This window comes from Streptomyces lasalocidi, from assembly GCF_005280215.1.
Classification (GTDB): domain Bacteria; phylum Actinomycetota; class Actinomycetes; order Streptomycetales; family Streptomycetaceae; genus Streptomyces; species Streptomyces longwoodensis.
Map to the genome: position 1 here is coordinate 3,021,450 of NZ_SZNQ01000001.1, position 21,311 is coordinate 3,042,760.

The following is a 21,311-nucleotide window of genomic DNA, read 5'->3' on the forward strand; positions in this document are numbered from 1 at the left end:
CCGCTGTGACACACCTGCGCGGCCGACGGTCAGGCGACGGGGGACGGCGCCGACCGGGCCCGCAGCGCGGCTCCACCGACATCATCGCGACATCACGTGATCCCCGGGGGTCGACAACTTGAGAATGTTCACGCGCCGCCGCGCCGCGGCGCTCGCCACCGCTGTGGCACTCGCCGCCGCGGGCACCCTGGCCGCGGCACCCGGTGCCGTCGCCGACGACGCGGGGCCCTGGCCGGGCGCCGAAGGCAAGATCCTCAACGACGGGGGTCTGGTCATCGACCCCGTCACCGGGAAGACGAGCACCATCCCCAACGTGGGGAGCTACGCCACCTGGGCGCCCGACGGCAGCCGCGTGCTCAGCGTCTCCGGCCAGATCTCCAGCGTCCTGCCCAACGGCACCAAGAAGATCACCCTGCCCTGGGCCGAGGGCCTGCGCTCCAGCGCCCCGTACGAGGACCTGACGTTCTGGAACGGCGGCAGCTACGTCGTCTTCGCCAGCGGCGGCCAGCTCGCCTACGGTCCCTCCGACGCCTCGTGGGCGCCCCACCCGCTGCTCCCGGCGAACCTGGAGCCGGCCACCGTCTGCGACTCCGGGCCGAGCGTGAACGTCAAGGGCCTGGTCGCCTTCGAGCGCCGCACGGGAAGCTGCTCCGCCGCCGCGGGCGTGTACGTCTACGACGCCGCCGCGAGGACGGTCAAGCTCGCCCTGGCCGACGCCGAGCAGCCCGCCTGGTCCCCGGACGGCACCAAGCTGGCGTTCGTCCGCAAGGACACCGACGGCAACCCCCAGATCTTCACGGCGAAGGCCGACGGCACCGACGTCCGGCAGCTCACCACCGGCCCGCGCCGGTTCGCCTCCCCGTCCTGGTCGCCCACCGGCAAGCGGATCATCTTCGACGCCCACACCTCGCCGAACAGCGACGACGTGCACACCGTCGAGTACGCCGACACGACGACCGGCGAGCTGACCCCGGTCACGGACGCCACGCAGGGCACCCACGTCGGCAACCCCAGCTGGCAGCCGCTGCGGCAGAACAGCACGGGCCGGGTCTGGGGCGCCAACGCCTACCTCACCGCCACCGCCTCGTCGCGCTGGACCTGGAACACCCTCGGCCACAGTCAGCCCGGGCTGATGAACGCCAAGTCCGCGGTGCTGGTCAACCAGGACGAACCGGCGTACGCCGTCACCGCCCCCGCCCTGGCGGGCCGGAAGGAGGGCCCGGTGCTGATGACCCAGAAGACCGGGCTCTCGTCGACGACGAAGAACGAGCTGAAGCGGATCCTGGCGCCGGGCAAGCCCGTCTACCTGACCGGCAGCACGTCCGTCCTGGACAACACGGTCGCCTCCCAGGTGAAGGCGCTCGGGTACGTCCCCGTGCGGCTGACCGGCGCGGACCGCTACGCGACCTCGGTGATGGTGAGCAGGACCATCACCTCCGCCCCCAAGTACGTCTTCCTGGCCGGCGGCACCGAGTACCGCGCGGCGCTCTCGGCGGCGGCCGCGGCCGGCTCCGACGGCTCCGCCAGCGCGGCCGGGATCGTCCTCACCAACGGCAACAAGCTGACCTCGTCGGTGCAGGCGTACCTGAACAGCCTCAACCCCGACAAGACCATGATCATCCCGGTCGGTGCGGCGGCGCGCTACGCGCTGACCCACACCGGCTTCTCCCGGTGGCCGTCCACGTACTCGTACTACCCGATCTCGGGCACCACGGACGGCTCCCTCTCGGTGGCCATCGCCATGTTCTGGTGGACCGCGCCGAACACCACCGGCCTCGCCTACTCCGGCGCCTGGCGCGACGGGGTCTCGGGCGCCGCGGCGATGAACGTCTTCGGGCCCCTCCTGTGGAGCAGCAGCGCCACCACCCTGTCGCCCGAGGTGAACAGCTACTTCGTGCGCGAGACCGCCAGCGTCAACTCCGTGATCGGGTTCGGCGGCACGGGCTCGCTCGCCCAGGCCGAGCTGAACACCGCGGGCACCTCGGTGAGCGCGGGCAGCGCGTACTTCACGTACCGCCCGTACTACAACGGCAACATCCCGACGACGACGTCGGCGCGGACCCTCGCCGCGGGCACCGACGGCGGCGCCCCGGCCACCCCGGCCGCCTCGCGCACCGAGCGGGTCGGCGCCCAGCCGAACCTGGCACCGCTCAAGACGCTCCAACGGCAGTAACGGCCTGCCCGGCGGGGGCACCGACGAGCCTCGTCGACGCCCCCGCCACCACCTCCCGAGCGGCTCGCACCCCACCCGGTGTGAGCCGTTTCGCTTCTCGGCACTTCGAGCGGCGCACTCCGCTCCACCGGTACATGGACGCGGCGATCTCGGAAGCCGCCACCGCGTCCACGACCTTGCGGGAGTTCGCCCTCCACCTGGGCGCGGTACCGGCCGAGTCCCGGACGACGGCCGGTCCAGGGCGGCGCTGGGCCGGTTGCTCCGGGAGAGGCGGGTCGACACGTCCCGCTTCCGGCACGCTCGGCCGACGCTGCCCGAGGACGACATCCGGGCCGCCGTGACGTCGGCCGACAGCTACGCCGACGTCATGCGCGCGCTGGGGCTGGAAGTGGTTTGCGCCAACCACCGCCGGGTGCGCCGGAAGGTGGCCGAGCTGGGCCTGGACACGAGCCACTTCACGCGGCGCCGGCCTCCGGGAACGGGGGTGCCCTATCCCTGTGTGTCCTGCGGGAACCCGGGTGAGTGGCTCGGGCGTCCGATCACCCTGCACATCGACCACATCGACGGGAACTGGCTGGACAACCGTGCCGGGAACCTTCGCTACCTCTGCCCCAACTGCCACGCCCTGACCGCGACATGGTGTCGCAAGAAGTCCAGGGACGGCGGTGGCGGGAGCCCCGTACACTGAGGATCACTGCCGAGCGGTCGTGGCGAAACAGGCATACGCGCGGGTTTTAGGTGCCCGTGGGAGAAATCCCGTGTGGGTTCGAGTCCCACCGACCGCACATGAGGTGACCGAGGGTCCGGTTCGTGGATGCGAGCCGGACCCTCGGCGCGTTCAGCCGACCAGTTCCCGGATCGCCGGGAGCAGGGCGCGGAAGGCCTTGCCTCGGTGGCTGATGGCGTTCTTCTCGGCCGGGGTGAGTTCCGCGCAGGTCCGGGTCTCGCCGTCCGGCTGGAGGATCGGGTCGTAGCCGAAGCCGTGGGTGCCCTGGGGGGTGTGGCGCAGGGTGCCGCGGAGTCGGCCCTCGACGACGCGTTCCGTGCCGTCGGGGAGGGCGAGGGCGGCGGCGCAGGCGAAGTGGGCCGCGCGGTGGCCGTCGGCGATGTCGGAGAGCTGGGCGAGCAGCAGGTCGAGGTTGGCCTTGTCGTCGCCGTGGCGGCCCGCCCAGCGGGCGGAGAAGATGCCGGGGGCGCCGCCGAGGACGTCGACGCAGAGGCCGGAGTCGTCGGCGATGGCCGGGTGCCCGGTGGCGCGGGCGAGGGCGTGGGCCTTGAGGAGGGCGTTCTCGGCGAAGGTGACGCCGGTCTCCTTGACGTCGGGGACGTCGGGGTAGGCGTCGGCGCCGATGAGCTCGTGCGGGAGGCCGGCCTCGGCGAGGATCGCGCGGAGTTCGGTGATCTTCCCGGCGTTGCGGGTGGCGAGGATCAAGCGGGTCATGGCCCCCAGTATCCCGGGGGCCGCGGGAGCCGCGGGAGCTGCGGGATCGCAGTTACGGCGTGCAGACCTTGGTGAGTTCGCCGGCGGCGTCGGTGACGGGGCTGATGTCGGGGGTGCGGTCGCCGTTCCTGACGGCCGTGCGGACGTTGTCGACGGCCCTTTGGAGGTCGTCGACGGCCTTGTTGACGTCGGTGTCGTCGGTGCGGTCGCCGATCCGGTCCAGGTCGGTGTCGATGGTCTGCAGGGACTCGTCGATCTGGGTGGGGTCGTTGGAGGCGTTCTCCACGGCTTGCTGGAGCCGGGTGACGCCGTCGGCGATGGTGTCGGCGGTCTGGACGCAGTCGAGGGCCTTGTCGACGGCGTCGCAGCCGGTGGCGACCGCGGTGGTCAGGGCGACGGCCGCGAGGGCGGTGGCGATGGCGGTACGGCGTCGTCGGTGGCGGCTCGCGGCCATGGTGGTGTGTCCTCCCCTGTCAGGCCCTGGCAGGCCCCCGTGTGTGGTGCGCACGCTGTGTACTGCGTACTGCGCAAGACGCCGGGGCGGGCGGCGGGGTTGCTCCCGTCCGCCCGCTCCTTTGGGGTGCGCTTTACCTTTCGGCGGCGAGGGCGGCCCGCTGCAGGGCGGCCAGTTCGGTGCAGCCGGCGACGGCGAGGTCGAGCAGGGCGTCGAGTTCCGCGCGGGCGAAGGGGGCGGCCTCGGCGGTGCCCTGGACCTCGACGAAGCGGCCGTCGCCGGTGCAGACGACGTTCATGTCGGTCTCGGCCCGTACGTCCTCCTCGTAGCGCAGGTCGAGGAGGGGGACTCCGTCGACGATGCCGACGGAGACGGCGGAGACGGTGCCGGTGAGCGGCTGGCGGCCGGCCTTGATGAGCTTCTTGCCCTGGGCCCAGGCGACGGCGTCGGCGAGGGCGACGTAGGCGCCGGTGATGGCGGCGGTGCGGGTGCCGCCGTCGGCCTGGAGGACGTCGCAGTCGAGGACGACGGTGTTCTCGCCGAGTGCCTTGTAGTCGATGACGGCGCGCAGGGAGCGGCCGATGAGGCGGGAGATCTCGTGGGTGCGGCCGCCGATGCGGCCCTTGACGGACTCGCGGTCGCCGCGGGTGTTGGTGGCGCGGGGCAGCATGGCGTACTCGGCGGTCACCCAGCCTTCGCCGCTGCCCTTGCGCCAGCGGGGGACGCCTTCGGTGACGGTGGCGGTGCAGAGCACCCTGGTGTCGCCGTAGGAGACGAGGACGGAGCCCTCGGCGTGCTTGCTCCAGCCGCGTTCGATGGTGACGGGGCGGAGCTGTTGGGGGGTGCGGCCGTCGATTCGAGACATGGCGCTGAGCCTAGTGGTAGCCGGGGATGCGGAAGGGGCCCCTCCCTGGTCGGGAAGGGCCCCCGGGGACGCGCGGGGCGTCCGGTCACATCATGTCTTCGATCTCCGCGGCGATGGGGTCGGCGTCGGTGCCGATGACGACCTGGATGGCGGTGCCCATCTTGACGACGCCGTGGGCGCCGGCGGCCTTCAGCGCGGCCTCGTTGACCAGCGAGGCGTCGGCCACCTCGGTGCGCAGGCGGGTGATGCAGCCCTCGATCTCCTCGATGTTGTCGATGCCACCGAGCCCGGCGACGATCTTCTCAGCCTTGCTGGCCATGTTGCTTCTCCCTGATCCGAACCGCTTTGTCGCAGTAACCCACAGTTGGCCCAACTTCGCGAGCGGTCATGCCGTCCGTACCGAATGATGGCGTCACGACAGCGGAACCGTCCAAAACTGGTCTACACCACCTCGCGGACGGTCGCCAAACCCCGCCGCCGAGCCGAGCGGCCCGGAAGGACACCGATGAGTGCCGACGCCGAGGTCAGCCCCGCGCGGGCACGCTGGAACGGTCTGTTCCAGGGCCTGCAGAAGATGGGCCGCAGTCTGCAGCTGCCGATCGCCGTGCTGCCCGCGGCGGGCATCCTCAACCGCCTGGGCCAGCCGGACGTGTTCGGGGCGGACGGGCTCGGCTGGGACAACGTCTCGAAGGTGATGAAGGGCGCGGGCGGGGCCCTGCTGGACGGTTCGCTCGGCCTGCCGCTGCTGTTCTGCGTGGGCGTGGCCATCGGCATGGCCCGCAAGGCGGACGGGTCGACCGCGCTGGCGGCGGTGGTGGGCTTCCTCGTCTACTACAACGTGCTGCACCAGTTCCCCGAGTCCTGCCCGGGCGGCTCGAAGGAGCTCCCGGGCCTGGGGTGCCAGGTGAGCGTGGGGGCGGGGGTCGGGGCGGTGACGCCGTACACCTTCCAGAACCCGGGGGTGTTCGGCGGCATCGTGATCGGTCTGCTGGCGGCGTTCTTCTGGGCGCGGTTCCACCGGACGAAGCTGGTGGACTGGCTGGGCTTCTTCAACGGGCGGCGGCTGGTGCCGATCATCATGGCGTTCGTGGCGATCGCGTTCGCGGCGCTGTGCCTGTGGGTGTGGCCGCCGATCGGTGACGGGCTGGAGAGCTTCAGCAAGTGGCTGCGGGACGCGGGGTCTTGGGGTGCGGGGGTGTTCGGGGTGGCGAACCGGGCGCTGCTGGTGATCGGGCTGCACCAGTTCCTGAACGTGCCCATCTGGTTCCAGTTCGGCACGTACACGCCGCCGGGCGGGCAGCCGGTGCACGGTGACATCAACATGTTCCTGGCGGGCGACCCCAACGCGGGGCAGTTCACCTCGGGGTTCTTCCCGATCATGATGTTCGCGCTGCCGGCGGCGGCGCTGGCGATCACGCACTGCGCGCGGCCGGAGCGGCGCAAGGAGGTCGGTGGGCTGATGCTGTCGGTGGCGCTGACGTCGTTCGTCACGGGGATCACCGAGCCGATCGAGTACTCGTTCCTGTTCATCGCGCCGGGGCTGTACGCGGTGCACGCGGTGCTGACGGGTGTGTCGATGGCGGTGACGTGGGGGCTGGGGGTGCACGACGGGTTCAGCTTCTCGGCGGGGCTGATCGACTACATCATCAACTGGAACCTGGCGACGCGGCCGTGGGCGATCATCCCGATCGGGCTGTGCTTCGCCGCGGTGTACTACGTGATCTTCCGCTTCGCGATCACCAAGTTCGACCTGAAGACGCCGGGCCGCGAGCCGGAGGAGCAGCACGAGGACGTCACGAAGGCGTGAACGTCCGCAGATAGCGGGGTTCTCGGGCCCTCGGACCGCCGGTCCGGGGGCCCTTTCGCGTGCTCCCGAACGGGCCCGGATCCGGTACGCCGCGTAGCGCTCCGGTTGCAGTTTTGACGGGTTCCTTATATCCACCCCATCGTGCTACAACAGGTCTACACCACTGAGTGGTGTAGACCACCACCCGATGGAGGAAGTCTATGAGCACCGCCACCGAATCGGCGGCCCCCCCGAAGAAGTGGGGATCCGGTCTGATCCAGGGTCTGCAGAAGGTCGGCCGCAGCCTCCAGCTGCCCATCGCCGTGCTGCCGGCCGCGGGTCTGCTGCTCCGTTTCGGCCAGCAGGACATCCACGACAAGCTGAACCTGCCCGACAAGGTCACAGCGGTGTTCGCCACGGCCGGTGGCGCGATCTTCGACAACCTGCCGCTGCTGTTCTGCATCGGTGTCGCGATCGGCTTCGCCAAGAAGTCCGACGGCTCCACCGCCCTGGCCGCCCTCGTCGGCTTCCTGGTCTACAGCAACGTGCTCAAGGCGTTCCCCGTCACCGAGGCCAAGGTCCAGGCCGGCGCGGACATAGCCGCGACCTACAACAACCCCGGTGTGCTCGGCGGCATCATCATGGGTCTGCTGGGCGCCGTGGTGTGGCAGCGCTTCCACCGCACCAAGCTGGTGGACTGGCTCGGCTTCTTCAACGGCCGTCGCCTGGTGCCGATCATCATGGCCTTCGTCGGCACGGTCATGGGTGTGTTCTTCGGTCTGGTTTGGGAGCCGATCGGTGAGGTCATCTCCGACTTCGGCGAGTGGATGACCGGCCTGGGCGCCGTCGGTGCCGGCCTGTTCGGTCTCATCAACCGCGCGCTGATCCCGGTCGGCATGCACCAGTTCGTGAACACCGTCTCCTGGTTCCAGCTCGGCGACTTCAAGGACGCGGCCGGCCAGGTCGTCCACGGCGACCTCAACCGCTTCTTCGCCGGTGACCCGACCGCCGGCCAGTTCATGTCCGGCTTCTTCCCGATCATGATGTTCGGTCTGCCGGCCGCCGCGCTCGCCATCGCGCACTCCGCCCGCCCCGAGCGCCGCAAGGCCGTGCTGGGCATGATGATCTCGCTCGCCCTGACCTCGTTCGTGACCGGTGTGACCGAGCCCATCGAGTTCTCGTTCATGTTCATCGCGCCGATCCTCTACGGCATCCACGCGGTGCTCACGGCCCTGTCCATGGCAGTCACCTGGGCGCTCGGCGTGCACGCGGGCTTCACCTTCTCCGCGGGCTTCATCGACTACGCGCTGAACTGGAACCTCGCCACCAAGCCGTGGCTCATCATCCCCATCGGACTGGTCTTCGCCGCGATCTACTACGTGGTCTTCCGGTTCGCCATCGTCAAGTTCGACCTGCCCACCCCGGGCCGCGAGCCCGAGGAGGAGGTCGAGGACCTCACGAAGGCGTGAGCCCCGACCGACACCGACGAAGGCCCCCGGAGCACTGAACCGCTCCGGGGGCCTTCGTGTGCGCGGGGTCAGATCTCGTACGTCACCCGCGGCGCCGCCAGGTCCACCGGGCCCTCGTACACCGCGCGGGCGTCCGCCGCGTTGGTCTCGGGGTCGGTCCACGGCGGGATGTGGGTCAGGACCAGGCGGCGGGCGCCGGCACGGGCCGCCGTCTCGCCGGCCTCGCGGCCGTTGAGGTGCAGGTCGGGGATGGACTCCTTGCCGTGCGTGAAGGCCGCCTCGCACAGGAACAGATCGGTGTCACGGGCGAGTTGCTCCAGCGCGGGGCTCGGCCCCGTGTCGCCGGAGTACGTCAGCGACTTCCCGCCGTGCTCGATCCGGATGCCGTACGCCTCCACCGGGTGGGCCACGCGTTCGGTGTGCACCGTGAACGGGCCGATCTCGAAGGTGGACGGCTTGACCGTGTGGAAGTCGAAGACCTCGCTCATCGAGGAGGCCGAGGGGGTGTCGGCGTAGGCCGTGGTCAGCCGGTGCTCGGTGCCCTCCGGGCCGTAGACCGGGAGCGGGTCGCAGCGGCCGCCGTCATGGCGGTAGTAGCGCGCCACGAAGTACGCGCACATGTCGATGCAGTGGTCGGCGTGCAGATGGCTCAGGAAGATCGCGTCGAGGTCGTAGAGACCGCAGTGGCGCTGCAGCTCGCCCAGGGCGCCGTTGCCCATGTCGAGGAGCAGCCGGAAGCCGTCGGCCTCGACGAGGTAGCTCGAGCAGGCCGATTCCGCGGACGGGAACGACCCCGAGCAGCCGACGACGGTGAGCTTCATGGGAGCAGAAACCTCCGCTGGCGGGAAGGGATCGTGGGACGGGGCGAGGGGGGTCGTGCGGTCCGTCGAGCGTAAGGCGCGAAACGCCGGGTCGCTCCTCCACCAGGGGCCGTTGTGGGCGAACTCACCTGCGCTGTCACCGGTTCGGCTGGACCTGCAGCGCGCGAGGCAGGACAGGGGGCGCGCACTGCCGATCGCGCGCCGGTACCGTCATCGTATGGACACGTCCTGGTGGCTTGCACTCGCTGCGGTGGTCCTGCTCGCCCTGGTCGCCACGCTCGTGGACGGCTGGGGACGCGGGTCCCGGACGCGGCGCCTGCGCACAACACGGCCGACGCGGCGGCCGGCCCGGCGGCCGGCGCGGCAGAAGGGGCCGGCGGCCGGGCTGCCCCGGCCCGCGGAGATCTGGTGGGCGAACGTGCCCTACGAGGACCGGCCCGGTGAGAAGGACCGGCCGTGCCTGGTGCTGGAGGTGCGCGGCAGCCGGGCGACGGTCGTGAAGATCACCAGCAAGCACCACGACGAGCGGCCGGGAGTGATCCCGCTGCCGCCCGGTTCCGTGGGCGACGCCCGGGGACGGGCGAGCTTCCTGGAGACCGACGAGCTGCGCGAGGTGCCGGTGGACGACTTCCGGCGGCGGGTGGGAGTGGTGGACCCGGTCCTGTGGGACCAGGTCCGTCACCTCGCGCCCTAGCCGGAGCGGCCGCGCCGGGAGCGGCCGCCGGCGGGGCTCACGCCCAGAGCTGGCCCTGGAGCGTGGCGATGGCCTCCTCGGTGGTGGCGGCCGTGTAGACGCCGGTGGAGAGGTACTTCCAGCCGCCGTCGGCGACCACGAACACGATGTCGGCGGACTCCCCCGCCTTCAGCGCCTTCTGCCCGACACCGATCGCCGCGTGCAGCGCCGCGCCGGTGGATACGCCCGCGAAGATGCCCTCCTGCTGCAGGAGTTCACGGGTGCGGGTGACCGCGTCGGCCGAGCCGACCGAGAAGCGGGTGGTGAGCACGGAGGCGTCGTACAGCTCCGGCACGAAGCCCTCGTCGAGGTTGCGCAGGCCGTACACCAGGTCGTCGTAGCGCGGCTCGGCGGCGACGATCCGCACGTCCGGCTTGTGCTCGCGCAGGTAGCGGCCGACGCCCATGAGGGTGCCGGTGGTGCCGAGGCCCGCGACGAAGTGGGTGACGGACGGCAGGTCGGCGAGGATCTCGGGGCCGGTCGTGGCGTAGTGCGCGCCGGCGTTGTCCGGGTTGCCGTACTGGTAGAGCATCACCCAGTCGGGGTGCTCGGCGGACAGCTCCTTGGCGACGCGTACGGCGGTGTTGGAGCCGCCCGCGGCCGGGCTGGAGATGATCTCGGCGCCCCACATGCCGAGCAGGTCCCGGCGCTCCTGCGAGGTGTTCTCCGGCATCACGCAGACCATGCGGTAGCCCTTGAGCTTGGCGGCCATGGCCAGGGAGATGCCGGTGTTGCCGCTGGTCGGCTCGAGGATCGTGCAGCCGGGGGTGAGCCGGCCGTCCTTCTCCGCCTGCTCGATCATGTGCAGCGCGGGGCGGTCCTTGACCGAGCCGGTCGGGTTGCGGTCCTCCAGCTTCGCCCAGATCCGGACGTCGGCGGAAGGCGACAGCCGCGGCAGGCGCACCAGGGGGGTGTTGCCCACCGCGGCCAGCGGGGAGTCGTAACGCATCCGGGATCAGGCCATTCCCGCCCGTCGCCCGGCCGCCACCCCGACCGGACGCGGCTTCGCCGCGGCAGAACCTCCGGCCACGGCCGGCAGGATCGTCACCGTGTCGCCGTCGGTGAGCTTGGTGTCGATGCCGTCGACGAAGCGGACGTCCTCGTCGTTCAGGTAGACGTTGACGAAGCGGCGCAGCTGGCCCCCGTCCACGATGCGGGCCTGGATGCCCGCATGCCGGGTCTCGAGGTCGGCGAACAGGTCGGCGAGGGTCTCACCGTTGCCCTCCACCGCCTTCTGACCGTCGGTGTACTGGCGGAGGATGGTCGGGATGCGGACCTCGATGGCCATGGCTCAGGGCTCCTGTCGGAAGGGTTCGTCGGTTCGTCGGGCGGGAGGGCGCACCACGGCGCGCCGCGGCTCGGGGCCGTACGGCGTGCGGCGGTTGTCAACAGATGGCGCTGTTCAGCCTGCACAGGTCGACGTGCAGCCGCGCCACGAGCAGCGTGCCCGGCGCCTTGTCGCCCACGTCGAGAAGAACCATGCGCTCATCGTAACGATTCCCGACCGCGCTCCCGGAGTGTGATCCCACCTGTTGGACAGAATCCGGCCGAGGGGTGAGACGCGGGCGGTGCGGGACCTCTTTCGCGGAGGTCAGTACGCCTCGACGATCCTGACCTCCTCCTCGCTCACCTCGCCGTCCACGATGCGGAAGGAGCGGAACTGGAAGTCGCCGAGGCCGTCGGTGTCCGCGGTGGAGACCAGGACGTAGTGGGCGCCGGGCTCGTTGGCGTAGGTGATGTCGGTGCGGGAGGGGTAGGCCTCGGTGGCCGTGTGCGAGTGGTAGACGACCACCGGCTCCTCGTCGCGGTCGTCCATGTCGCGGTAGAGCTTGAGCAGGTCGCCGGAGTCGAACTCGTAGAACGTGGGCGACATCGCCGCGTTGAGCATCGGGATGAAGCGCTCGGGGCGGTCCGAGCCCGCCGGGCCCGCCACCACACCGCACGCCTCGTCGGGGTGGTCCTTGCGCGCGTGGGCGACGATCTGGTCGTGGAGGGCCTGGGTGATGGTCAGCATGGGGCCCAGGATAAGCGGCGGACCGCCCCGTACCGAGGGATGGTACGGGGCGGTCCGTATGCCGGACGTCCTGCGCGGCGGCGGTCCGGGGCTGCCACGAGCGGCCCCTGGGGGGTGCCCCGCGCCGGGCTGCCGGGGAGGGTCAGACGACCTTCTCCAGCTCCGGCTCGCGGCGCTGGGTGACCTCCGGGTTGCGTGCCTTCAGCACGGCCCAGCCGATGCCGAGGGCGGCGGCCCAGCCGGCCATCACGTACAGGCAGACGCGGGAGTCGGCGTCGTAGGCGATGAGGCAGGTCACGAAGAGCAGGAACGCGATGGCGATCCAGCTGCACACCGAGCCGCCGGGCGCCGGGAACGACGAGGCGGGCAGCCGGCCGGCGACCACGGCGCGGCGGTAGAGGACGTGGCTGATCAGGATCATCAGCCAGGTCCAGATGCCGGCGGCGGTGGCCACGGAGGTGACGTAGCCGAACGCCTTCTCCGGGACGACGTAGTTCAGCAGCACGCCGATGCCCATGAACAGCACCGAGACGGTGATGCCGAGCGCCGGGGTCTTGGTGACGGACAGCTTGCGGAAGGGCTTCGGGGCCTCGCCGTTGTCGGCCAGGGTGCGCAGCATGCGGCCGGTGGAGTACATGCCGGAGTTGCAGGACGACAGGGCCGCGGTGAGCACCACGAAGTTCACGATGCCGGCGCCGGCCGGGATGCCGATCTTGGCGAAGGCGGCGACGAAGGGGCTCACGCCGGGCGCGAACTCGGTCCACTTCACCACGCACAGGATCACGGTGAGGGCGCCGACGTAGAACAGGGCGATCCGCCAGGGCAGGGTGTTGATGGCCTTGGGGAGGGTCTTCTCCGGGTTCTCGGACTCGCCCGCGGTGACGCCGACCAGCTCGACGGCGAGGTAGGCGAACATCACGCCCTGCAGGGTCATCAGGGACGAGCCGATGCCCTTGGGGAAGAAGCCGTCGAACTGCCAGAGGTTGGAGACCGCGGCGGTGTCGCCCGCGCTGCTGAAGCCGAAGGTCAGCACGCCGAGACCGATGACGATCATGCCGATCAGGGCGGTGACCTTGACCATCGAGAACCAGAACTCCAGCTCGCCGAAGAGCTTCACGGAGATCAGGTTGACCCCGAACAGGATCACCAGGAAGACCAGGGCGGTGACCCACTGCGGGACGGCCGGGAACCAGTAGTTGACGTAGATCGCGGCGGCCGTCAGCTCGGCCATGCCGGTGACGACCCACATCAGCCAGTACGTCCAGCCGGTGAAGTAGCCGAAGAACGGGCCGAGGAACTCGCGCGAGTACTCCGCGAACGAGCCCGACACCGGGCGGTACAGCAGCAGTTCGCCGAGCGCCCGCATGATGAAGAACACGATCGCGCCCGCGAGTGCGTACATGAGGATCAGGCTGGGGCCCGCCTTGGCGATGTTGGCCCCGGCTCCCAGGAACAGACCGACGCCGATGGCGCCGCCGATCGCGATCATCTGGACCTGACGACTGCCGAGCCCTCGCTCGTACCCCTCTTCAGGGGTGTCCGTGACCTGCTTCGAGGTCATGTGTGGTGCGCCTTTCTCCATGCCGACCCGGGCCTTTCGTCGGCCGCGGATCGGGTTTCGATCCCCCCGGATGATGGAGCTGAGCGGGCCGTGCGGGCCTGCTCGTGCCTGGCCGGCGGTCGCCGGCTCGGTGGCGCACCCGACCGAACATACGGGTGGTGTTCGTCGGGCGGTCGTGAAGATTTATCACGGCCGCAACACTGATCGCCGCAGGGTGCTGTGGCGGACACCACAGGGAGAAGCGGACACAACGGACACGCGACGGCAAAGGCGGCCGCCGTGGTGACGGGATCGTTATCCGGATTTGAGCGTCCGCTGAGCGAACGCCGGGGGGCGGCGGGCGACGGGCCCGGCCGGCCCCCGGGTCACGGCATGAGGGTGTTGACCAGCGTTTCCTGCAGACCGCCGAGCCAGAGGTAGGCCATCACCATCGGCTTGCGCGGGTCCTCGTCGGGGAGCCGGAAGAGCAGGTCGGTGTCGTCCTCGTCGCTGATGTCCAGCCGGGAGCCGATCGCGAGGCGCAGGTCGTTCAGCGCGCCGAGCCAGCGCCGGGACTCCTCGGGGGTCAGCTTCAGCACCGCCCCGCCCTCGCCGGCCGCCTCGGAGGCGAGCGCGTCGAGCGTGCGGACCACCGCGAGGGCGTTGTCGCGCTTGCCGGCCCGCAGGTCGTTCTCGGTATAGCGGCGGAACTCGGCGGAGTACGCCTGGTGCTCCTCGGCCTGCCGGGGGGTGGCGGGCGGCTCGACCGGGTCGGTGTAGGCGTCCGGGAACAGCCGGCGCAGCACCGGGTCGGAGGGCGGCTCGCTCGGGCCCTCGGCGAACAGCTCGGCGAGCGGGTCGTCGCCGGCGTCCTCGGCGGGGCCGGGGCCGATCAGCTCCAGGAGCTGCACGGCCAGCGAGCGGATGATGGAGATCTCGACGTCGTCGAGGGCGACGGCCGCGCCGCCGCCGGGAAGCGGTTCGAAGTGTCCGGGCATGAAGTGGTTTCGCGGTCTCTTCGCTGGAGGGCGGGCGTGCTCGCTACGTGCGGTCCTGCTGGAGGGTGGCCCACAGACCGTAGCCGTGCATGGCCTGCACGTCGCGCTCCATCTCCTCGCGGCTGCCGCTGGAGACGACCGCCCGGCCCTTGTGGTGGACGTCGAGCATGAGCTTGGTGGCCTTGTCCTTGGAGTAGCCGAAGTACGTCTGGAAGACGTAGGTCACGTAGCTCATGAGGTTGACCGGGTCGTTGTGCACGATCGTCACCCAGGGGACGTCCGGCTCGGGTACGGCGAAGACCTCCTCCGCCGACTCGGTGCGTTCGATCTCAAGGGGAGCGGGTGACGTCACACTGCCCATGCTGCCACGGCGGCCAGATATCGTCACACTGACGAGATTGGGGTACGATCTCCGTATGAACACAGCGGACCTTGGGCTGCCGGTGGACGTTCCCTCGACGGCGCTCTTCACGGACCAGTACGAGCTGACCATGCTGCAGGCGGCGCTGAAGGCGGGCACCGCCGAGCGGCGCAGCGTGTTCGAGGTCTTCACCCGGCGCCTGCCGGAAGGCCGGCGCTACGGCGTCGTCGCGGGCACCGGGCGGGTCCTGGACGCGGTGGAGAACTTCCGCTTCGACGCGGGCGTCCTCGGCTTCCTGCGCGAGCGGCAGATCGTGGACGAGGCGACGCTGGACTGGCTCGCCGGCTACCGCTTCACGGGTGACGTCCTGGGCTATCCCGAGGGCGAGGTCTACTTCCCCGGCTCCCCCATCATGCGCGTCGAGGGCTCCTTCGCCGAGTGCGTGCTGCTGGAGACCGTGATCCTGTCGATCCTCAACCACGACTCGGCGATCGCGGCCGCCGCGTCCCGGATGTCCTCGGCGGCCGGCTCCCGCCCGCTGATCGAGATGGGCGCGCGCCGCACCCACGAGCTGTCCGCCGTGGCCGCCGCGCGCGCCGCGTACGTCGGCGGCTTCACCACCACCTCCGACCTGGCGGCCGGCTTCCGGTACGGCATCCCCACGGTCGGCACCTCCGCGCACGCCTTCACCCTGCTCCACGACACCGAGCGGGACGCCTTCCGCGCCCAGGTGGACGCCCTCGGCCGGGGCACCACGCTGCTGGTGGACACCTACGACGTCGCCGAGGCCGTCCGTACGGCGGTGGAGGTGGCCGGGCCCGAGCTGGGCGCGGTCCGCATCGACTCCGGTGACCTGCTGCTGGTGGCCCACCGGGTGCGCCAGCAGCTCGACGAGCTGGGCGCCACCGACACGAAGATCGTCGTGACCTCCGACCTCGACGAGTACGCCATCGCCTCGCTGGCGGCGGCGCCGGTAGACGCGTACGGCGTCGGCACCCAGCTGGTCACCGGGTCCGGGCACCCCACCGCCTCCATGGTCTACAAGCTGGTCGCCCGCGCCGAGTCCGACGACCCGCGCGCCCCGCTGGTGCCGGTGGCGAAGAAGTCCTCCGGCGGCAAGACCTCCATCGGCGGCCGCAAGTGGGCCGCGCGCCGGCTGGACGAGGACGGGATCGCCGAGGCCGAGGTCGTCGGCACCGGGGCGGTGCCCGCCGAGCTGGCCGGCCGGCAGCTCCAGGTCGAGCTGGTCAAGGGCGGTGAGGTCCTGGCCCGCGAGCCGCTGGACGTGGTCCGCGACCGGCACATCGCCGCCCGCGCGGGCCTGCCGCTGTCCGCGACCCAGCTCTCCCGCGGGGAACCCGTCCTGCCGACGGAGTACGTGCAGGTGCCCTCGGGCAACTAGGGTCTGTCCCCTCCCGGTCACGGCCCCGAGTCTCTACGCTCAGTTACCTCACCCCTCGTCGAAGGACACCGACCATGCGCCGCGCCTTGATCGTCGTTGACGTGCAGAACGACTTCTGCGAGGGAGGGAGCCTCGCCGTGGCCGGGGGTGCCGACGTGGCCGCCGCGATCACCGAGCTGATCGGGCAGGCCCCCGCCGGGTACCGGCACGTCGTGGCCACCCGCGACCACCACATCGCGCCCGGCGGGCACTTCGCCGACGAGCCCGACTACGTCCACTCCTGGCCGGCCCACTGCGTCGCCGGCACCGAGGGGGTGGGCTTCCACCCGAACTTCGCGCCGGCGGTCGCCTCCGGGTCGGTCGACGCCGTCTTCGACAAGGGGGCGTACGCGGCGGCCTACAGCGGGTTCGAGGGGGCCGACGAGAACGGCGTGGGGCTCGCGGAGTGGCTGCGCGAGCGGGAGGTGGACGAGGTCGACGTGGTCGGCATCGCGACCGACCACTGCGTGCGGGCGACCGCGCTGGACGCGGTGCGGGCGGGGTTCCGTACGCAGGTGTTGCTGGATCTGACGGCGGGGGTGGCGGGGGCCACGACGGAGCGAGCGCTGGTGGAGATGCGGGCCGCGGGGGTGGAGCTCACGGGGAAGCCGGTCGTTCAGTAGCGGTCAGTGGGGTGAGGGGGGTGAGGGGGGCGCGGCGTCGGGGGTGCGTGCGGGTGCGTCGTGGCTGGTCGCGCAGTTCCCCGCGCCCCTGGGGTGGGCGCTGTGGGGGTCGGGTTCAAGGGGCGCGTGGGATGCGTGTCGTTGCGCAGTTCCCCGCGCCCCTGAGGTGGGTGCTGTGGGGGGCGGGGTCAGGGGGCTCGTGGGATGTGTGCCGTGCGCGGTTCCCCGCGCCCCTGGGGTGGGTCACGTCTGGGGTGTCGGTCTGCGTAGGAGGGCCCTGATCGGGTGCCAGAGTTCGATCGTGAGGTCGGTGACACCGTTGTCCGGGGCCGTGCGCCATATGAGGCCGTCGGGGTGGTGGAGGACCGCCGTGATCTCGTCCGGGGTCGGCGGGGCCGCGTTGCCGCGGAGGTAGACGGCGCGCAGGCCGAGGTTGCGCAGCCTGGTCAGAGCGCGGGCGCGGTTGGCGGCGTGCACGAGGACGCGTACTCCCCCGGGGCCGTCGGCGGCCGGGCGGGGCAGGTTCAGCGCCACCACCACGGTGCCGTTCGGCAGCTTGCAGAAACCTCCTGCGGCCATGCGGTCACATCCCCGTTCGGTTCGGTCGGTGCGTCGGTGTCAATAAGCGAGCCACAGGACGCACCTAAACACGGATCGGCGGCGACCCGCCAGGGGGTCACCGCCGATACGCTTCTGACCTGGGGAAACGTCGACTACTTCGTCGACGGACCCACCTTCACGGTGATCGTGGACCCGCTCAGCGGCTCCGAGATGATCTTGATGGAGGTGTTGGTGTCAGTGACCTTCACGCCGGCCGCCGGGTTGGAGGCGTCGTAGTAGGTCGAGCGGCCGTCGTCGAACACCGGGACACCCGGACGCGACTTGATCTTGGTGGCCACGTCGGCCTTGTGCAGGGTGATCGCGTCGGTCGGGTACCAGCTGAAGGTCGAGTCGAAGGCCTGGACGCGGTTGCGCATCAGGGTGCCGTCGGCGAACTTCAGCGGGGCCGGGTGCGAGTCGATCGGCAGGATCAGGCCCTCGCCCGGGTGGACGCTGGTGTTGTCGTCCGCCTGGGAGGTGTCCCACTTCCAGATCAACAGGCCGTTCTGGTACGGGTAGTGCTCCACCCAGTCCGGACGGGTCGTCGAGAAGCCGAAGTTGTACGGGCCCGTCTTCAGGGTCTTGTCGTACGAGACGTACTGGCGGTTCTCGGCGATGTAGTACTGGGCGTAGTCGTCCGTGATGGACGCGCCGATGCGCGAGAAGCCGTTCGCGGTCCACGCGGCGTCCGCCGTCTCGGCGTTGTCGGAGAACAGGGCCGCGCCGTCGGCGGTCACCGTGATCTCGTCGGCCGTGAAGCCCTTCTGGGCCACGCCGCCGTCGGTGGCGTAGCGGAAGCGCAGCTGGATCTTCTGGCCCGCGTAGGCGTTCAGCGGGAAGGTCAGCTTCTGGTGGGTGTCCACCGTGCCGGTCAGGGCCGGCTTGTTGCTGCCGTCGCGCGGGATGGCGGTGCCGTCGGCCAGGGTGCCGTCGAGGGGCGTGTAGCTCGCGCCGCCGTCGGTGGAGACCTCGGTGTAGAGGAAGTCGTAGTCCTTCTCGATGTCCCACCAGGCGGCGAGCGACAGGGAGGCGGAGGACTTGCCGGTGAGGTCGACCGTGCGGGTCAGGGTGTTGCGCAGGTCGTCACCGCTGCCGCTCCACCACTGCGTGGCACCCTGCGCCGGGGCGACCACCTGGGTGGTGACCTCCTTCTGGGGCAGCTGCACCACGAGGGCCTGGGCGTCCTTGGTGTTGTACTCGGCGACGCCCAGCTTGTGGGTGGACTTCCTGGCCGCCGCGGCGACGTCGTAGTCCAGCCAGCCCAGCTGGAGCTTGTCCCAGGCGTTCATGTCGCCGGGCAGGTTGCCGATGGCTTCCTTGCCGGTGCCGAGCCACGAGCCGGAGGACATGAGGGTCCAGAAGCCGGTGGAGTTCTCGCCGCCCGCGGTGTCGTACTCGTCGGGCAGGCCGAGGTCGTGGCCGTACTCGTGGGCGAAGACGCCGAGTCCGCCGTTCTCCGGCTGGATGGTGTAGTCGCCGACCCAGATGCCGGTGTCACCGATCTGGGTGCCGCCGAGCTTGTTGCCGTTGGGGCCGCTCGCACCGGCGTCGGTGCCGAAGGCGTACCAGCGGTGCGCCCAGATGGCGTCCTCGCCCTGCGCGCCGCCGCCCGCGGACTCGTCCTCGCCGGCGTGCACGATCTGGAAGTGGTCGATGTAGCCGTCGGGCTCGTTGAAGTTGCCGTCGCCGTCGAAGTCGTAGCGGTCCCACTGGTCGTAGCTCGCCAGCTCCGCGCGGATCTTCGCAGCGCTGTCACCCGCCGCCTCGCGGTCGGCGACCCAGGCGTTCACGCCGTCCTGGACGGCGTACCAGGCGCCGGTGGGGGCGTCGTTGGAGCCGTAGCGGGCCTCGTTGTAGGGGACCTTGACCCAGTCGGTCACCTCACCGTCGACCGAGTAGCGGCCCGAGGACTGCTTCTCGTAGTACTTCTTGAGCGACTCGGTGTTCTTGCCGGTGCCGAAGTACAGGTCCTGGTAGTGCTTCTTGTCGTAGTCCGCCTGCCAGTCGGTGCTGTTGTCCTTGGCGCGGTCCGGCGCGGCGATCTTGTTGTGCAGCGGGCCGGGCGTGCCGCCGTAGCGGCTGTCGACCTTGTCGCCGAACTCCACGAGGATCGTGAAGATCTTGTCGGTCTTCTCGCGGCCGAGCTCGACGTACTTGCTGCTGCCCTTGCGGCTCTGGAGCTGGACGACCTTGGAGCCGTTGCGGTCCTTGACGGTCGCCTCGCCGGATATGACCTGCTGCAGGGCCTCCTGGCGCTGGGCCTCCTGCGTCTTGCTCAACGGGCCGTCGAAGTCGTGCTCCTTGGCCTTGACCGGCTGCGGGTCGTGCCGGTCCACCGCCGGGGCCCCGGCCGACGAGGTGTCGGCGGCCTCCGCCACGGCGAACGTCGAGAACGTCGCCGAGGCCGCCGCGAGGGCGACCACCGTGGCGGCCGTTCTGAACGTCCAGGATCTACTGCTCACTTGATGCCTCCCCTGACGCGCCCGGACCGCGCGGCAGGGGGTCCCGTTTGTCAAGGGATGTCCGCGCGGGGTTATACGCGTGTAGTCAAGTGCCGCCATTTGACTACTGGTTTACGAGAAAAGACAGACCTTGACTTGAGCAGGTCAAGTGCATTAATGGGACTCCGTGTTCGCATGACGGACACGTGACTGTCATATGACGGGCGCGTGGGACGGTCCGCGGGGCGGACATCATGACTCCGTGCGCCCCCCGTGCACCGGCACCGTGGGTCAGCTCACGCTTACTGTTCGTTCCCCTCGGGCATGCAGCCGAATAGAGTCGAGATCTCCCCCGCTTCCGAGGACACGATTGCCATGCCTCGTCCGACTGTCGCACAGCTCCTGTACGGCTCCTGCACCGTCGTCGTCTCGACGCTCGCCATGCTGCTGCTGTCGCAGACGAGTTCGGGCCCCGGGATCGCCGTGATCGCCGTGGCGGCCCTCGCGCTCGGTCTGCTCGTCGCGCTCACGGTGCCCGCGCCGCCGAAGCCGTCGCCCCGACCGGCCGCCGCCGCTTCCGCACCCGACCCGGAGCGGGAACCGGTGGCCCGCTGAACCGCCCGCCGGAGGGCCCGCGTCGCGGCGCGGGCCCTCCGGCGCGCCGTCAGCGCACCGACACCACGACCGTCTTGGCGGCCTTGTCGTGCAGGCCCTGTTTGTACGGCTTGTCGAAGAAGCTCCAGCCGCCGCAGATCACGGTCCACACACAGGCGCAGCAGAACGCGAACGGCAGCCACAGCACCAGCGCGCGGACCAGGGAGGTCTGCACCGAGGGCGTGGCGCCGTTGCTCAGGTCCGCCACCCGCAGGCCCAGCCACTTCTTGCCCAGGGTCTGGCCCGACCGCGTGGTCATGAAGGTGTCGTACGCGATGTAGAGCACGGCGGCCACGACCGACTGCGCGAACGACTTGCCCACCTCGACCTTGTCGCCGTTCACGTCGTACTCGTTGACGCCGAAGCCCCAGGTGAGCAGGGCCACCACGATGCCGACGAGGATCATGTCGAGGATCCTGGCCAGTGTGCGCCGGCCGCTCTCGGCGAGCGGGGGCATCCCGGCGAGCGGATCGGCGGGCCGGCCCCCGTAGGGGTCACCGCCGTAGGGGCCGCCGGGGCCGCCGCCGTAGGGGCCGCCCGGACCGTCGCCGTACGGGCCGCCGCCACCGCCGTAGGGGGGCGGCTGCTGTCCCCCGCCGGGCGGGGGCTGGCCGCCGGGCGGCGGGGGCTGGCCGCCACCGGGCGGGGGCCGGTCCCCGTAGGGCGGCTGCCGGTCGCCGTACGGGCTGTCGTACGGCGAGCCCTGCCCGTGGCCCGGGCCGGGGCCCGGTTGACCGTACGGGGACTGCGGGGGCTGCTTCCGGAACGGGTCGTCCTCCGGCGGCTCGCCGCCGGAACCGGGGGGCGGTTCGGTCGTCATGGAGCCGAGTCGACCGCGAACCCCGCCGCCGCGCATCCGGCGTGCGGCCGTCCGGAGTATCGGTTCCGCTGGTACCG

The 21,311-nt window shown here is 70.8% G+C and carries 23 protein-coding genes and 1 tRNA gene; 9 read left to right on the forward strand and 15 right to left on the reverse strand.

Annotated features, from left to right (window positions below):
- The first annotated feature begins 124 nt into the window (after positions 1–124).
- The 3 genes from E4U91_RS13400 to E4U91_RS13410 all read left to right on the forward strand — a co-directional run bounded on the left by E4U91_RS13400 (position 125) and on the right by E4U91_RS13410 (position 2,958).
- Positions 125–2,173, forward strand: coding sequence for a cell wall-binding repeat-containing protein (locus E4U91_RS13400; protein ID WP_137307071.1), 2,049 nt, complete (start codon positions 125–127; stop codon positions 2,171–2,173).
- Between the two features lie 256 nt (positions 2,174–2,429).
- Positions 2,430–2,861, forward strand: coding sequence for an HNH endonuclease signature motif containing protein (locus E4U91_RS38970; protein WP_241678577.1), 432 nt, complete (start codon positions 2,430–2,432; stop codon positions 2,859–2,861).
- Between the two features lie 13 nt (positions 2,862–2,874).
- A tRNA-Leu gene (locus E4U91_RS13410) sits at positions 2,875–2,958 on the forward strand.
- Positions 2,959–3,011: 53 nt separating this feature from the next.
- Here the strand turns inward: E4U91_RS13410 and rdgB are convergent.
- From rdgB to E4U91_RS13430, 4 genes are all read right to left on the reverse strand, one after another.
- Positions 3,012–3,614, reverse strand: a complete 603-nt coding sequence (rdgB, locus tag E4U91_RS13415; RefSeq protein WP_137307073.1) for an RdgB/HAM1 family non-canonical purine NTP pyrophosphatase — start codon at positions 3,612–3,614, stop codon at positions 3,012–3,014.
- Positions 3,615–3,666: 52 nt separating this feature from the next.
- A complete protein-coding gene (locus E4U91_RS13420; RefSeq protein ID WP_137307074.1) occupies positions 3,667–4,068 on the reverse strand; it encodes a hypothetical protein in 402 nt (133 codons plus the stop codon).
- Between the two features lie 133 nt (positions 4,069–4,201).
- Positions 4,202–4,933 (reverse strand): ribonuclease PH, encoded by a 732-nt coding sequence (gene rph / locus E4U91_RS13425; protein ID WP_137307075.1) that lies wholly within the window; start codon positions 4,931–4,933, stop codon positions 4,202–4,204.
- Between the two features lie 85 nt (positions 4,934–5,018).
- Complete coding sequence (locus tag E4U91_RS13430; protein WP_137307076.1) at positions 5,019–5,252, reverse strand: PTS sugar transporter subunit IIB; 234 nt, start codon at positions 5,250–5,252, stop codon at positions 5,019–5,021.
- A gap of 186 nt (positions 5,253–5,438) precedes the next feature.
- Here E4U91_RS13430 and E4U91_RS13435 point away from each other — a divergent pair, with 186 nt between their 5' ends.
- Together E4U91_RS13435 and E4U91_RS13440 are read left to right on the forward strand one after the other, a co-directional pair.
- A complete protein-coding gene (locus tag E4U91_RS13435; RefSeq protein WP_137307077.1) occupies positions 5,439–6,740 on the forward strand; it encodes a PTS transporter subunit EIIC in 1,302 nt (433 codons plus the stop codon).
- Between the two features lie 200 nt (positions 6,741–6,940).
- Positions 6,941–8,188, forward strand: coding sequence for a PTS transporter subunit EIIC (locus E4U91_RS13440; RefSeq protein WP_137301412.1), 1,248 nt, complete (start codon positions 6,941–6,943; stop codon positions 8,186–8,188).
- A 68-nt stretch (positions 8,189–8,256) separates the two neighbouring features.
- Here the strand turns inward: E4U91_RS13440 and E4U91_RS13445 are convergent, their stop codons facing one another.
- Complete coding sequence (locus E4U91_RS13445) at positions 8,257–9,009, reverse strand: MBL fold metallo-hydrolase (RefSeq protein ID WP_137307078.1); 753 nt, start codon at positions 9,007–9,009, stop codon at positions 8,257–8,259.
- 217 nt (positions 9,010–9,226) lie between these two features.
- Here E4U91_RS13445 and E4U91_RS13450 point away from each other — a divergent pair, with 217 nt between their 5' ends.
- A complete protein-coding gene (locus tag E4U91_RS13450; RefSeq protein ID WP_137307079.1) occupies positions 9,227–9,703 on the forward strand; it encodes a type II toxin-antitoxin system PemK/MazF family toxin in 477 nt (158 codons plus the stop codon).
- A gap of 37 nt (positions 9,704–9,740) precedes the next feature.
- Here E4U91_RS13450 and E4U91_RS13455 read toward each other — a convergent pair whose 3' ends face one another.
- The 7 genes from E4U91_RS13455 to clpS form a co-directional block, all read right to left on the reverse strand.
- On the reverse strand, positions 9,741–10,691 hold the full coding sequence (locus E4U91_RS13455) for a PLP-dependent cysteine synthase family protein (RefSeq protein ID WP_067236035.1): 951 nt from the start codon (positions 10,689–10,691) through the stop codon (positions 9,741–9,743).
- 6 nt (positions 10,692–10,697) lie between these two features.
- Positions 10,698–11,030: a MoaD/ThiS family protein gene (locus E4U91_RS13460; protein ID WP_137307080.1), complete on the reverse strand. Its 333-nt coding sequence runs from the start codon at positions 11,028–11,030 to the stop codon at positions 10,698–10,700.
- 97 nt (positions 11,031–11,127) lie between these two features.
- Positions 11,128–11,223 (reverse strand): putative leader peptide, encoded by a 96-nt coding sequence (locus tag E4U91_RS39775; protein WP_313895875.1) that lies wholly within the window; start codon positions 11,221–11,223, stop codon positions 11,128–11,130.
- A 110-nt stretch (positions 11,224–11,333) separates the two neighbouring features.
- The gene (locus E4U91_RS13470) at positions 11,334–11,756 is read right to left on the reverse strand and encodes a M67 family metallopeptidase (RefSeq protein ID WP_137307082.1); all 423 of its coding nucleotides are present in this window, start codon (positions 11,754–11,756) and stop codon (positions 11,334–11,336) included.
- 142 nt (positions 11,757–11,898) lie between these two features.
- A complete protein-coding gene (locus E4U91_RS13475) occupies positions 11,899–13,317 on the reverse strand; it encodes an amino acid permease (RefSeq protein WP_137307083.1) in 1,419 nt (472 codons plus the stop codon).
- Positions 13,318–13,682: 365 nt separating this feature from the next.
- Complete coding sequence (locus E4U91_RS13485) at positions 13,683–14,294, reverse strand: DUF2017 domain-containing protein (RefSeq protein WP_137307084.1); 612 nt, start codon at positions 14,292–14,294, stop codon at positions 13,683–13,685.
- Between the two features lie 43 nt (positions 14,295–14,337).
- Entirely contained in the window at positions 14,338–14,655 is a 318-nt protein-coding gene (gene clpS / locus E4U91_RS13490) for an ATP-dependent Clp protease adapter ClpS (RefSeq protein ID WP_137307085.1), read from the reverse strand.
- A gap of 55 nt (positions 14,656–14,710) precedes the next feature.
- Between clpS and E4U91_RS13495 the strand changes: the two genes are divergently transcribed.
- Both E4U91_RS13495 and E4U91_RS13500 read left to right on the forward strand, forming a co-directional pair.
- Positions 14,711–16,057 (forward strand): nicotinate phosphoribosyltransferase, encoded by a 1,347-nt coding sequence (locus E4U91_RS13495; RefSeq protein WP_137307086.1) that lies wholly within the window; start codon positions 14,711–14,713, stop codon positions 16,055–16,057.
- 74 nt (positions 16,058–16,131) lie between these two features.
- Positions 16,132–16,719: an isochorismatase family protein gene (locus E4U91_RS13500; RefSeq protein WP_137307087.1), complete on the forward strand. Its 588-nt coding sequence runs from the start codon at positions 16,132–16,134 to the stop codon at positions 16,717–16,719.
- Between the two features lie 243 nt (positions 16,720–16,962).
- Here E4U91_RS13500 and E4U91_RS13510 read toward each other — a convergent pair whose 3' ends face one another.
- Together E4U91_RS13510 and E4U91_RS13515 are read right to left on the reverse strand one after the other, a co-directional pair.
- Positions 16,963–17,298, reverse strand: a complete 336-nt coding sequence (locus tag E4U91_RS13510; protein WP_137307088.1) for a hypothetical protein — start codon at positions 17,296–17,298, stop codon at positions 16,963–16,965.
- A 134-nt stretch (positions 17,299–17,432) separates the two neighbouring features.
- On the reverse strand, positions 17,433–19,781 hold the full coding sequence (locus E4U91_RS13515; RefSeq protein ID WP_137307089.1) for an immune inhibitor A domain-containing protein: 2,349 nt from the start codon (positions 19,779–19,781) through the stop codon (positions 17,433–17,435).
- Positions 19,782–20,135: 354 nt separating this feature from the next.
- Here E4U91_RS13515 and E4U91_RS13520 point away from each other — a divergent pair, with 354 nt between their 5' ends.
- Positions 20,136–20,375 (forward strand): hypothetical protein, encoded by a 240-nt coding sequence (locus E4U91_RS13520; protein ID WP_137307090.1) that lies wholly within the window; start codon positions 20,136–20,138, stop codon positions 20,373–20,375.
- Positions 20,376–20,424: 49 nt separating this feature from the next.
- On the opposite strand, the gene E4U91_RS13525 is transcribed toward E4U91_RS13520, so the two are convergent.
- Positions 20,425–21,234 (reverse strand): RDD family protein, encoded by an 810-nt coding sequence (locus E4U91_RS13525; protein ID WP_137307091.1) that lies wholly within the window; start codon positions 21,232–21,234, stop codon positions 20,425–20,427.
- Positions 21,235–21,311 lie beyond the last annotated feature (77 nt).